A 14,157-nucleotide genomic window follows, 5' to 3' on the forward strand; every position below is an offset into this window, starting at 1 on the left:
CTGCCAATGTTTTCAGTGTGGCCGCAAAAGACCGGTATTGTTCATGCGGCAGTCATATTTGGCAGTGCACAAGGCAAACCCTACCGACCATAACTTTGTTTGGATCCAGAACCGAACCCATGTCTATTTCCCCCACGTCTCCGAGCCCGTCCCGCGAGTCCGAAACCAAGCAGATCGATCACAACGACTCGATCCGCGCGACCTATATGTCGATCGAAGACATCAGGGCGATGGGTGCATCCGCAGCCACGTCAGGTGTCAACTCGCTGGTCGCTTTCGCACCCTTCGACTTCTTCGCCCGGCATAAGGAGAATGAGAAGGAAATCCTGCGCGTCTACCGCACAACGGCGGCTGATGTGGAGGCCGGTGAGACGATTACCCCCGCCGCCGAGTGGCTTCTGGACAACCACTACATCGTCGAGGAAGCAATCCAGGAAGTCCGCCGAGACTTCCCCAAGCGCTTCTATCGCGAACTGCCGACGATCGATGTGAACGGCACCAAGATCCCGCGCACACTGGCGCTGGCCTGGCTCTATGTCGCGCACACGCACAGCACCATTTCGCAGGAAAGCCTGACCGCTCTGGTCGATGGATTCCAGGAACATGAGACACTGCGGATCGGCGAGCTCTGGGCGCTGCCTTCGCTGGTGCGTTACGTTCTGGTCGAAAACCTGCGCCGCATCTCGATCCGCGTCGAGCGCAGCCGCCGCATGCGCCGCCGCGCCAATGAGGCAGCCGACGAATTGGTGCGCCTGACTGATCCCGCGAAGGCAGCCGAGTATCTGAAGACGCTTGAACCGCTTGCCGAGGACAACACCTTCTCGACGCAGTTCCTCTACCGCATGCGCGACGGCTCGCAGACCTCGAGCCTCGCCATCACATGGCTGGATGAGCGCCTCGAGGCGCTCGGCCGTGACACCGAAGCGACGACGATGGCAGAACACAGCCGTCTCTCCTCCGGCAACGTCACGATGGGCAACATCATTCGCAGCCTGCGCGAGATCGACGACACCGAATGGTCGGTCTGGGTCGAGCAGGTCAGCCACGTCGACAAGCTGCTCTGGGACAATTCCGACTACGGCCTTCTCGATTCCGGCTCGCGCAACAAGTACCGCAAGCAGATCGAAAAGCTCGCCAAGCGCTCCACCATGACCGAAATGGAGATCGCGCAGCTCGCGCTCGACATGACTGATGAAGCCAAGGCGTCCGCCGACGAGCAACCCCATGAGCCGAACGTTGGCGCATTCCTGGCCGGCGCGCAGCGTCCGAAGCTGGAAGCAAGAGCGACCTACAGCCCGACGCTGGTGCAGCATTTCGTTCGCGCCGTGCGCCGATTCAACTGGCTGTCGATCGCGGTACCGGTACTGCTCCTGACCATTCTCGCGATGGTTATCGTCGGCCATTTCATGGCGAGCGCCGGCATGGCGCCGATCGCGATCATCCTGCTCTTGATCATGTTCTCGCTGCCGGCATCGGAAGGCGCGACGGGTCTATTCAACACCGTGCTCTCCTTCTTCGTCACGCCGGCGCGCCTCGTCGGCTATGAGTTCAAGGAAGGCATTCCGGAGGACGCCCGCACGCTTCTGGTCGTTCCCTGCCTGATCTCGAACCGCGACAGCGTCGACGAACTCGTCCGCAACATCGAGGTTCACTATCTCGCCAACCCGCGCGGCGAAATCTACTTCGCGCTCCTCAGCGACTGGCCGGACAGCCAGGTCGAGGAGACGGCCGCCGATCTCGAAGTTCTCGACTACGCGCGTCGCGAAGTCGCCAACCTCTCGGCGCGCTATGCCTATGACGGCAAGACCCGCTTCTATCTCCTGCACCGCCGCCGCCTCTACAATCCGTCGGAAGGCGCATGGATGGGCTGGGAGCGCAAGCGCGGCAAGCTGCACGAACTGAACCTGCTCCTGCGCGGCGACCGCGACACGACCTATCTGCCGGGCGCCAATATCGTGCCTGAAAACGTGCAGTACGTGATGACGCTCGACGCCGATACGCGCCTGATGCGCGACGCCGTAACCAAGCTCGTCGGCAAGCTCTATCACCCGACCAACCGCCCCGTGATCAACCCGGAAACCGGTCGCGTCGAAAGCGGCTATGGCGTCCTGCAGCCGCGCGTGACGCCGTCTCTGACGACGGGCAAGGACGCCTCGGTCTTCCAGCGCGTCTTCTCGATCAACCGCGGTCTGGACCCCTATGTCTTCACCGTCTCCGACGTCTATCAGGACCTCGCGGGCGAGGGCACCTTCACCGGCAAGGGCCTCTATCACGTCGATGCCTTCGAAGCGGCCCTGAAGGGACGCATCGAAGAAAACTCGGTTCTCAGCCACGACCTGCTCGAAGGCTCGATGGCGCGTTGCGCGCTTGTGACCGACCTCGAACTCGTCGAGGACTTCCCGACCCGCTACGAAGTCGAGACGTCGCGCCAGCATCGCTGGGCGCGTGGCGACTGGCAGCTGCTGCCTTACATGTTCAGCACCAAGCACGGCGTCACCGCGCTCGGCCGCTGGAAGATGTTCGACAACCTGCGCCGCTCGCTGACCCCGATCGCCTGGTTCTTCGCTTCCGTGCTCGGCTGGTACTTCATGGATCCGCTCGGCGCCCTGATCTGGCAGATCGTCCTGATCTTCTGCCTGTTCGTCGCTCCGACGCTGTCGCTGATCAACGGCATCATCCCGCGCACCAGCGATATCGTCGCGCGCGCCCACCTCTATACCGTCTGGTCCGACATCCGCGCCGCCAACGCGCAGGTGGCGCTCCGCATCGTCTTCATCGCCGACGGCGCCTGCATGATGGCTGACGCCATCGGCCGCTCGCTCTACCGCCTCTTCGTAAGCCACAAGCTGATGCTGCAGTGGAAAACCGCAGCCAGCGTCCAGGCCGGCAAGCAGGGCACGATCTGGTCCTACTACAAGGCCATGTGGCATGCACCGGTGCTGGCCGTGCTCGGCCTCGCCTTCGCCGTCGTCTCCGGCGACAAGGCTTATCTGGTCGGCATCCCCTTCGTTGCGCTCTGGATTCTCTCCCCGCTGGTCGCCTATTACGTCAGCCAGTCGGCCGAGACTGAAGATCGCCTCGAAGTTGCCGAATCCGTCTCCAACGATCTGCGCAAGATCGCGCGCCGCACCTGGCGCTATTTCGACACCTTCACCACGGCCGAACAGAACTACCTGCCGCCTGATAACGTTCAGGAGACGCCGCACGTCATCGTCGCGACCCGCACGTCTCCGACCAACATCGGCGTCTACCTCCTGTCAGTGGTCTCCGGCCGCCAATTCGGCTGGTTCTCCTTCGAGGAAACCATTGAGCGCCTGGAGCAGACGATCGCCACCATCGACAAGATGGAGAAATTCCGCGGCCACCTGTTCAACTGGTATCACACCGATACGCTGGAAACGCTTGGACCGCGCTACGTCTCCGCCGTCGACAGCGGCAACCTCGCCGGTCACCTGATCGCGATCTCGTCCGCCTGCCGCAACTGGGCCGAAGCCCCGTCGGCGCACATGCAAGGCAGCCTCGACGGCGTCGGCGACACCGCAGGCATCCTGGCCGAAGTGCTGGCCGACCTGCCGGATGATCGCAAGACCGTGCGTCCGCTGCGCCGCCGCCTGGAAGAACGCATCATCGGCTTCCAGAACGCGCTCGCCGCCGTCAAGCGCGAGCACGAATTCGCATCGATCCGCATCATCAACCTCTCGGTTCTTGCCCGCGACATCCAGAAGCTCGCCGCCAACCTCGATCACGAGGTGAAGTCGGCGCTCAGCGCCGAGGTCACCCAGTGGGCCGAGGCACTGGTGAAGGTCTGCGAAGCCCATATCTCCGACAGCACCTTCGACCTCGCCAACATAGACGCGCTGCGTCCGCGCCTGATCGCGCTCCGCGACAAGGCACGCGATCTGGCCTTCTCGATGGACTTCGGCTTCCTTTTCCGTCCAGAGCGTCGTCTTTTGTCGATCGGTTACCGCGTCGAAAGCGGCGAGCTCGATCAGGCCTGCTACGACCTTCTGGCATCGGAATGCCGCCTCACAAGTCTCTTCGGCATCGCCAAGGGCGACCTGCCGACCGAACACTGGTACCGCCTCGGCCGTCAGGTCGTGCCGGTTGGCTCGCGCGGTGCGCTGGTCTCCTGGTCCGGCTCGATGTTCGAATATCTGATGCCGCCTCTTGTCATGCAGGAGCGTGGCGGCGGTATCCTCAACCAGACCAACAATCTGGTCGTGGTCGAGCAGATGAATTATGCCCGCAAGCTGGGCATTCCGTGGGGTATCTCGGAAGCGGCCTTCAACGCCCGCGACCATAACCTCAACTACCAGTACACGAACTTCGGCGTACCGACGCTGGGCCTGAAGCGCGGTCTCGGCCACAACGCCGTCATCGCCCCCTACGCCTCGATCCTCGCCAGCCAGTACAATCCGCCGGCGGCCATCGAGAACCTCGAACGCCTGCGCAAGCTCGGCGCGCTCGGCAAATACGGCTTCCACGACGCCGTGGACTTCACGCCGACCCGCGTGCCCGAGGGCAAGACCTGCGCGGTCGTCTACAACTACTATGCCCACCACCATGGCATGTCGATCGCGGCCGTCGCCAACGTCGCCTTCAACGGCCATCTGCGCGAACTCTTCCACTCCGATCCCGTCATCGAAGCGGCAGAGCTGATGCTGCAGGAAAAGGCGCCGCGCGACATTCCCGTCATGAGCGGCAAGCACGAGTCCGACACCCCGGCCAGCATCCAGGACGACCTGCTGCGTCCGGAAATCCGCAAGATCTACGATCCGGCCGCACGCGACCGCGAACTTGTCTTCCTCTCCAACGGCCACTACTCGATGATGCTGACCGCCACCGGCGCTGGCTATTCGCGCTGGAACGGCCAGTCCGTATCCCGCTGGAAGCCCGATCCGACCGAAGATCGCTGGGGCACCTTCATCTTCCTGCGCGACACCGCCACCAACGAATGGTGGTCGGCGACGGCGGAACCGAAGAGCATCGAAGGCGAGCAGGTCAAGGTTCTCTTCGCCGATGAAAAGGCGGAATTCACCAAGACCGTCGGCGAGCTCACCAGCGAAGTCGAGGTCATCGTCGCCACCGAGCACGATGCCGAAGGCCGCCGCCTGACGCTGCTCAACACCGGCACGGAAGACCGCTTCATCGAAGTGACCTCCTATCTCGAACCGGTCTTGACCAACGACGACACCGACAACGCGCATCCGGCCTTCGCCCGCATGTTCGTGAAGACGGAGATCGGCAAGCGCGGCGACGTCATTCGCGTCGAGCGCAACAAGCGCGACGGCAACGAGCCGAATATCGCGGTCGCGCATCTGATCGTCGACAATGCCGGCGCGACGCGCCACACCGAGTTCGAAACCGACCGTCGCAAGTTCCTCGGCCGCGGCCGCAGCCTTGCAAACGCTGCCGCCTTCGACCAGGGCGCGACGCTCTCGGGCACCGACGGTTTCACGCTCGATCCGGTGCTGTCGCTGCGCCGCACCGTCCGCGTTCCTGCCGGCAAGAAGGTCAGCGTCATTTTCTGGACCATCGCGGCGCCATCGCGCAACGAGGTGGATCAGGCGGTCGATCGCTACCGTCACGCCGATGCCTTCAACCACGAGCTCGTCCAGGCCTGGACGCGCACGCAGGTGCAGATGCGCCATGTCGGCGTGACCTCGCAGCAGGCATCCGCCTTCCAGCATCTCGGCCGGCACCTCGTCTACCCCGACATGTATCTGCGTGCGGATACGGCAGCGGTTCAGGCGGGCATGCAGTCGCAGTCCTCGCTTTGGCCGCTGGCGATTTCGGGCGACTTCCCGATCTTCACCCTGCGCATCAACGACGACATGGATCTGGATATCGCAAGGGAAGCGCTGCTGGCACAGGAATACCTGCGCTCGCGCGGCGTCACCGCCGATCTCGTGATCATGAACGAGCGTGCATCCTCCTACGCACAGGACATGCAGCACGCCGTCGACCAGATGGCCGAGAACGTTCGTCGTCTCGGTCAGGCCGATGGCCTGCGCCAGCACATCTTCACGGTCCGCAAGGATCTGATGGAGGAGGCGACCTATCATGCGCTGATCTCGGCATCCCGCGTGACCTTCCATGCCAAGAACGGCAAGATCATCGATCAGATCAATCGTGCCGTGGCGCTGTTTGCGCCAACCAAGGAAGAGCAGCAGGAACTCGAGAAGGTCAACGCCACGAAGTCGCGCGCCAAGCGCACGGCGCCGGTCGCCAAGGCGCAGGTCCCGGCATTGGTTGTCGAAGAGCATGGCGATCTGAACTTCTGGAACGGTATCGGCGGCTTCTCCGGCGACGGGCGCGAATATGTCGTCCGCATCCCTGGTGGCCACGCCACCCCGCAGCCGTGGATCAACGTGATCTCGAACGACAAGTTCGGTTTCCACGTCGCGGCGGAAGGCGCTGGTTTCACGTGGAGCACCAATTCGCGTGACTACCAATTGACCCCTTGGACAAACGACGCCGTCATCAACCGCCCGGGCGAAGCGATCTATGTGATGGATCGCGACAGCGGAACCGTGATGACGCCGTTTGCTGCCCTGTCCGATCGTCAGGACATCCAGTTCGAGGCCCGCCATGGCCTCGGCTACTCGGTCTTCTCCAGCGTGCAGAACGACGTTTCTCTGGAGCTGACGCAGACAGTTGATCGCGAGCGGCCGGTAAAGCTGCAGCGCTTGCGCCTGCGCAACAACGGCAGCAGCCAGCGCAAGCTGCGTCTCTACGGCTACGTCGAGTGGGTACTCGGCAACAATCCGCAGAAGACGGCGCCGTTCATCCTCTCCGAGCATGACGCCGAGACCGGAGCCCTGTTCGCCAGCAACAACTACAGCATCGACTACTCCTCGCGCGTGGCCTTCTTCGCAGCCAGCGAGACACTGTCGGGCTACACAGCAAGCCGCCGCGAGTTCATCGGTAAGGCGGGCACCATCAAGGCTCCAGCAGCCCTGAATCCGGCTACCGTTTTGTCGAGCAACATCGATCTGGATGGTGATCCGGCAGCGGCTCTCGCAATCGACATCGATCTCGCTGCCGGCGAGGAACGCGATGTCATCCTTTATCTCGGCGATACCGCGACGAAGGAAGAAGCCCGCACGCTGATCGCCGATATCCGCAAGGCATCCTTCGACGGTGCGGTACAAGCAAATCGGGATTTCTGGCACGCCTTCACCGGCAAGCTACAGATTTCGACCCCTGATCAGGGCATGAACACCCTTATCAACACTTGGCTCCCCTACCAGAGCCTCGGTTGCCGCATCATGGCACGCACGGCCTTCTATCAGGCGAGCGGCGCATTTGGCTTCCGCGACCAGCTGCAGGATACGTTGGCCTTCGTGCTGCACGAGCCGTCGATCGCCCGCAAGCAGATCGTCAACGCCGCTTCGCGTCAGTTCCGCGAGGGTGACGTCCAGCATTGGTGGTTGCCTGGAACGGGCGCCGGCGTTCGCACGCTGATCTCCGACGACGTGGTCTGGCTGGCCTATGCCATCCACCACTATTGCACGGTGACCGGCGACAAGAGTGTTCTCGACGACGAGCTCGCCTTCATCGAGGGTCCGGCGCTTCTTCAGGGACAGCACGATTCGTTCTACCGCCCGGAAAAATCCGAGGACACGGTGAGCGTCTACGAGCATGCCGCCATCGCGCTCGATCTCGCCATCGCCCGCAAGGGAGCGAACGGCCTGCCGCTCTTCCTCGGGGGCGACTGGAACGACGGCATGAACCGCGTCGGCATCGGCGGCAAGGGCACGAGCGTCTGGCTCGGCTGGTTCCTCGCTGGCGCGCTGCGCTCCTTCAGCGCCTTCGCCGACGAACGTGGCGACACCGCCCGCGTCGAACGCTGGGGCAAGCACCTGACCGAACTCAAGGCAGCGCTTGAAACCGCTGCCTGGGACGGCGCCCACTACCGTCGCGGCACTTTCGACGACGGCAGTCTGCTCGGTTCGAAAGAAAGCCTGGAATGCCAGATCGATTCGATCGCGCAGTCCTGGAGCGTTCTCTCAGGGGAGGGCGATCCGGCCCATGCCGCCAAGGCCATGGATTCGGTCCTCGCAAAGCTCGTCGACATGGACGCGCGCATCATCCGCCTGTTCACGCCGCCCTTTGCTAACTCGGCCAAGGATCCCGGCTACATCAAGGCCTATCCGCCCGGCGTTCGCGAAAACGGTGGCCAGTACACCCATGCCGCCACCTGGGTCGTCATGGCTCTGGCCGAGCTCAATCGCGGCGACGACGCACTGCGTTGCTTCGACCTCCTGAACCCGATCAGCCACGCCAAGGACCCTGAAGCCGCCGAGCACTACCGCGTAGAACCCTATGTCATCGCCGCCGACGTCTATGGCGACGGCGCCTTGACCGGTCGTGGTGGCTGGACCTGGTACACCGGTTCCGCCGGCTGGCTCTATCGCGCCGCCGTCGAGGGCATCCTTGGAATCCGACTCAAGAACGGCCGTATCCATGTGAAGCCGTCGCTGCCGACAACGTGGGAAGGCTTCTCCGCGGAAATCGAACACGCAGGAGCTAAATACCTCATTTCGGTCTCAAAATCGTCCCATCCGAGGGGCTACGATTTGACAATCAACGGACGTCAAGTCACCGATCCCGATGAGGGATATCCGGTCGGATAACCGCACTTCTCATGCAAACCATCCGGCGATTCGTTGAGGCCAAAAGGGAAACCTTTTGGCCTCAACTGCGTTTGCAAAACGGAAGCATGGAGAGGTCAATGGTATCGACGCCCGAAAAAACGTTCGGTGCAGAACGCAGAATTGCGACTGCGGCGCCATCGAAACGAGACACGCGGCTGGACGTTCTGCGCGGTCTCGCGCTGATCACGATCTTTATCAACCACGTGCCCGGCCAGATCTTCGAGCATCTGACCACAAAGAATTACGGCTTCTCTGATGCGGCCGAAGCCTTCGTGCTGATCTCGGGCATCGCCGTGGGCATTGCCTACGGCTCGCGCTTCAAGGTCGCCACCTGGTTCGAAACGGCCAAGAAATCGACGAAGCGCGCCTTCACGCTCTATCTCGCCCACATGATCACGACATTCATGACACTCGCGCTGTTCATCGCGGGCGCCTGGCTGTTTCACCGTCCGGGCCTTCTTTGCGAAATCAATATCCTTCCAGTGCTCACCAATCCGCAGGCCGGCATTCCGTCGTTGATGGGGCTTGGCCACCAGATCGGCTACAACAACATCCTGCCGATGTACGGCGCGCTGATGCTGATGATCCCCATCATCCTCCTGCTGGAAGCCAAGAGCCCCCTGCTGGCATTGACAGTCTCTGGTTCGGTCTGGCTTTTCTCCGGGATCTACGAAATCGCGCCACACAACACGCTGCTTGAGGGCTACTGGTTCCTCAATCCGCTGTCCTGGCAGTTTCTGTTCACGATCGGCATCGTCGGCATGATGCACGTGCGCCGTGGTGGCAAGCTACCGCACCACCCGCTGCTGATGGCTTTGGCAGCCGGCTATGTCGCCTTGTCTTTTGCGTGGGTCGTCGGCCAGCTCTGGGGCATCGGCAACGCTCTGGCCTCGCTTGGCCTGCCGCCAGTCATCACCGGCTTCGACAAGACTTTCCTGTCGCTGCCGCGTCTGCTGCACGTTCTCGCGCTCACCTACTTGGTGCTCAACATCGGCGCGCTCTCCGACCTGCTGCGTCGTCCCGAGGACAATCCGCTGGTCATCTTCGGCCGCCATTCGCTGAACATCTTCGTCGCCGGCACGATCCTGGCGATGATCGGCCAGGTACTGCTTTACATCAACAACGGTGACCAGGTCGTCGGCCCGATCTTCGTGGCTCTCGGTATCGTGATCCAGTTCGTCTACGCCTATCATCTGGAGCGCAAGCGGAAGCTCGGTCGCGCCACCTCCGGCACGCGGAAGGCACCGCAGCCCGGCGCGTTGCAGACAGTCTCCGTACGCGCCGATAACGGCCGTGGCATCAATCGGAAGTGACACCGTAAGGGCCGCGCCAGCGCTATCAGCACAGCGCGGCCCCTAGCAAAAACCTTGACTCCTGTGGAAAACCTTTTAAGAGCAGCGGTGGAAAAGGAATATCCATGGTTCGCCAAGAACACGCCATTGCTGCACGCAGTGACCGGGCACGAGTTGCCGGGATGGTTATGATTTTTCCGGTTTCTTCCAAAACCAAGGCCAAAACGACGACGAAAACCGTCTGACGTCTCTGGCCTGCCGCTCTCTCCCCGGCTCGGCTGGGGACAGAAAGCCGCAATCGTTGCGCGCTTTCCCCCTCACCGAACAAGAGGAGAGATGAGAAAGAGAGCTTGAAAATGGGTTTTAAAGTTGCAGTTGCGGGAGCCACCGGAAATGTCGGCCGGGAGATGCTCAACATCCTTTCCGAACGCGGTTTTCCCGCTGACGAAGTCGTAGCGCTCGCCTCGGCGCGCTCGCAGGGTCTTGAAGTGTCCTACGGCGACAAGACGCTGAAGGTCATGAACCTCGAAAACTACGACTTCTCCGACACCGATATCTGCCTGATGTCTGCTGGCGGCGACGTATCGAAGAAGTGGTCGCCGAAGATCGGCGCGCAGGGCTGCGTCGTGATCGACAACTCCTCTGCATGGCGCTACGACCAAGACGTTCCGCTGATCGTGCCGGAAGTGAACCCTGACGCCATCGAGCAGTTCACCAAGCGCAACATCATCGCAAACCCGAATTGCTCGACCGCCCAGCTCGTCGTGGCCTTGAAGCCGCTTCACGAAGCCGCCACCATCAAGCGCGTCGTCGTCTCGACCTACCAGTCCGTTTCCGGCGCCGGCAAGGACGGCATGGACGAACTCTTCAATCAGACGCGCGCGGTCTTCGTCGCCGATCCGATCGAGAACAAGAAGTTCACCAAGCGCATCGCCTTCAACGTCATTCCGCACATCGACAGCTTCATGGAAGACGGCTATACGAAGGAAGAGTGGAAGGTCCTGGCCGAAACCAAGAAGATGCTCGATCCGAAGATCAAGGTGACCTGCACGGCCGTGCGCGTTCCGGTCTTCATCGGCCACTCGGAATCGGTCAACATCGAGTTCGAGAAGGAAATCACTGCCGATCAGGCCCGCGATATCCTGCGCGATGCGCCGGGTTGCCAGGTCATCGACAAGCACGAGAACGGCGGCTACATCACGCCTTACGAATCCGCCGGTGAAGACGCGACCTTCATCTCGCGCATCCGTGAAGACGCTACCGTCGAGAACGGCCTCAACATGTGGGTGGTTTCCGACAACCTGCGCAAGGGCGCGGCACTGAACGCGATCCAGATCGCCGAACTGCTCGTCAATCGCGGACTTGTGAAGCCCCGCAAGCAGGCGGCTTGAATATTTTCTTAACCATGTCTTGTTAAGCCCGTTACTTAAGTTAAGGCTTATTCTCAAAGGCGCGGGGTGCCGAAAGGCTTCCCCGCGCTTAATCAAAGGATGGTCGGGACAATATCGCCGATAGCGGGCTGCAGCCCGGCTGAAGGCTAGGCTGATCGGGATCGGGGTATTCGATGCGCAAGACAAGACTTTTGCTGGCAGCGGCGGCAGTGTTCGCCATGTTCCAGGCACTTCCGGCAACGGCTGAAGCGGCACCACAGTGCAGCAACACCAGCGCGGGCTTCGACCAGTGGGTGGTTGCCTTCAAGCAGGAAGCAGCAGCCAACGGCGTCAGCCGTTCCGTTCTCGACAAGGCTTTCGCCAACGTCGTTTACAACAGACCCACCATCTCCGCCGACCGTGGCCAGAAGAGCTTCAAGCTCTCTTTCGACGCCTTCATGCAGAAGCGCGGCGGCCAGGCCATCATCTCGCGCGGCAAGGGCATGAAGCGCGCCAACGCAGCGCTCTTTGCCAACATCGAACGCAAGTACGGCGTTCCGGCCGGCCCGCTGATCGCGATCTGGGGCATGGAAACCGGCTTTGGCAGCTATATGGGCACCCAGCACACCATGTCCGCAGTCTCGACGCTCGCCTTCGACTGCCGCCGCACCGCCTATTTTACTGACCAGCTCTACGCCGCGCTTCAGCTCGTCGGCGAAGGTTTCCTCAGCCCGCAGGCGCGCGGCGCCGCCCACGGCGAAATCGGTCAGACACAGTTTCTCCCGCGCAACGTCGTGCTCTACGGCGCGGATGGCGATGGCGACGGCCGGGTCGACATGGTCGGCTCACGCGCAGACGCGCTGGCCTCGACCGCGAACTTCCTGAAGGGCCACGGCTGGCGTGCGGGTGCTGGCTACCAGCCCGGCGAGCCGAACTTCGCAGCCATCTCGGGCTGGAACGCCGCAACGGTCTACCAGCAGGCGATCGCCTATATCGGCCAGCAGATCGACGCGAACTGATCCACACTTGGTGAAGAAATGAAAAAGGCGCCGCGGGAAACCGCAGCGCCTTTTTTCTTGTCCAAGCTTGTCGTATCAGACGTCAGGGCGAATGAAGTCGCGCGTCTCCGCGTCCATGACCCACAGTTCGCCGGTCGAAATATCGAACCACGCGCCGTGCAGCTGGATGTCACCAGCCTCTTCGCGCGCCTTGATCTCCGGAAATGTCCTGAGATTGTCGATCGAGTTGCGGATCGACACGCGCTCCAGCGCCGTCTGGCGTTCGCCGGGTGTCATCACGTCGTTGCTCTGGATCTGCTCGGCTGCCGGCCGCACCAGCGACATCCAGCGTCCAATGAAATCGCCAGGCGACAACGGTTCGGCATCGGGATCGAGCGCCGCGCGGATGCCACCGCAGCGACCGTGCCCCATGACGACGATATCGGTAACCTTCAGGGCCAGAACCGCGAACTCGAGCGCCGCCGAGGTCGCATGGAAATTGCTATCAGGCTCGTAGGGCGGCACCATGTTTGCGACGTTGCGGACGACGAAGAGCTCGCCGGGCCCGGAATCGAAGATAAGTTCCGGCGCCGCGCGAGAGTCCGAACAGGCAATGACCAGCGTGCTCGGGCTCTGCCCGTGCTCCGCCAACGTCCTGTACCTGTCACGAGCGTCGGCATAACGCCCGCTCATGAAGTTGCGATAGCCGTCGAGAAGTGTATCTGGAAAACGCTGCATGATCTTCGATTACAGCGTGAGCGATGCAAGATCAATATCGCAGCGCCAAATGCGTTAACGGCGCGGCCGCTAGCTCTTTCGGCGCTGCGCCGGATGCATCAGATGCCGCATCTGCACCATAGCCATCGGCGTCGACAGGCTGGAGGCGTCGTTTGCAAGCGTCAGCTCGTCGCTGCCGCGCTTCACCGCCCGAGCCAGCACCTCGTAGACGCTCGCCGTCGCCAGCTGCAACGCCTTCTCGTCTTCCATGCCGGACTGAAGTCGCGACAAGAAAAGCGCGGCAAGAAGATCGCCCAACCCGTTTGGCGGATTGTCGATCAGCCGGTGCTCGGCTAGCAGCGCGTGGCGCCCGGAGAGATAGAGGTTGCCCGTTCCGCCAGCCATCATCGGCACCGCCGAGGTCACCAGCATGCGTGCAGGCCCAAGGGCGAGTGCCGCCTCCATGATCTCGGTATTGCTCTCCAGCGGCGCGCCGGAAAGCCAGGCGAGTTCGTAGCGATTTGGGGTTGCCAACGATGCCAGCGGGATCAGATGGTCCCGGATCGCCTCGGCCGTCGCCTCGGGAACATAAAGCCCGCCGAGATCGCCCATGACGGGATCGCAAACGTAAAACAGATCGGGATTGCGCTCACGGAGCGCCGTGATCAGACGGCCGACGGAGCGGGCCTGCGCGGCATTGCCGAAATAGCCCGAAAGCACCGCCTTGACCTCGCCGATCCAGGGCGCGCGAATGAGATCGTCGATCGCCGCATCGAAATCAGCCTCCGCGAAGGTCAGCCGCGTCGAACGACCATGGCCCGGATGCCAAGGCAGAACGATGGTCGGCAGCGCCCATACCTGGTGGCCGAGCGTCTCGAGCGCGAATACCGCCGCCCGATTGCCGACCGATCCACGAACGACGTGGCTCGATATGACGATGACCGTGCCTGCTGCATTCTGCGACATGTTTATCCGATCCGGGTTCCGATCTTCAGTTGATCGTCTTTTTGCTGCGCGACTGTCAACAACTCTTCATTCGGACGTGATCAAAGTTCTGGCGACGAAAATCATATTCGGATCACTTTTTACAGAATTGACGACATGCCGGCTAAATTCGCAC

Annotated in this window: 6 protein-coding genes; 4 read left to right on the forward strand and 2 right to left on the reverse strand. The window is 62.0% G+C overall.

Annotated elements, in window-relative coordinates; genetic code table 11:
• Window positions 1-119 precede the first annotated feature (119 nt).
• From AC1DOG_RS12740 to AC1DOG_RS12755, 4 genes are all read left to right on the forward strand, one after another.
• Window positions 120-8,639: a glycoside hydrolase family 94 protein gene (locus AC1DOG_RS12740; RefSeq protein ID WP_477928427.1), complete on the forward strand. Its 8,520-nt coding sequence runs from the start codon at window positions 120-122 to the stop codon at window positions 8,637-8,639.
• A gap of 98 nt (window positions 8,640-8,737) precedes the next feature.
• Window positions 8,738-9,973 carry an OpgC family protein gene (locus tag AC1DOG_RS12745; RefSeq protein WP_477928429.1) on the forward strand — a complete coding sequence of 412 codons (1,236 nt, stop codon included), beginning with the start codon at window positions 8,738-8,740 and terminating at the stop codon, window positions 9,971-9,973.
• Window positions 9,974-10,308: 335 nt separating this feature from the next.
• Window positions 10,309-11,343: an aspartate-semialdehyde dehydrogenase gene (locus AC1DOG_RS12750; protein WP_026283462.1), complete on the forward strand. Its 1,035-nt coding sequence runs from the start codon at window positions 10,309-10,311 to the stop codon at window positions 11,341-11,343.
• 173 nt (window positions 11,344-11,516) lie between these two features.
• Window positions 11,517-12,341: a lytic murein transglycosylase gene (locus AC1DOG_RS12755; RefSeq protein ID WP_477928431.1), complete on the forward strand. Its 825-nt coding sequence runs from the start codon at window positions 11,517-11,519 to the stop codon at window positions 12,339-12,341.
• 75 nt (window positions 12,342-12,416) lie between these two features.
• Here the strand turns inward: AC1DOG_RS12755 and AC1DOG_RS12760 are convergent, their stop codons facing one another.
• Both AC1DOG_RS12760 and pdxY read right to left on the reverse strand, forming a co-directional pair.
• Window positions 12,417-13,058, reverse strand: a complete 642-nt coding sequence (locus AC1DOG_RS12760; RefSeq protein WP_018901094.1) for a carbonic anhydrase — start codon at window positions 13,056-13,058, stop codon at window positions 12,417-12,419.
• A gap of 69 nt (window positions 13,059-13,127) precedes the next feature.
• Window positions 13,128-14,003: a pyridoxal kinase PdxY gene (pdxY, locus tag AC1DOG_RS12765; protein ID WP_018901095.1), complete on the reverse strand. Its 876-nt coding sequence runs from the start codon at window positions 14,001-14,003 to the stop codon at window positions 13,128-13,130.
• Window positions 14,004-14,157: the final 154 nt, after the last annotated feature.

The organism is Rhizobium sp. 01N48 (assembly GCF_056399145.1).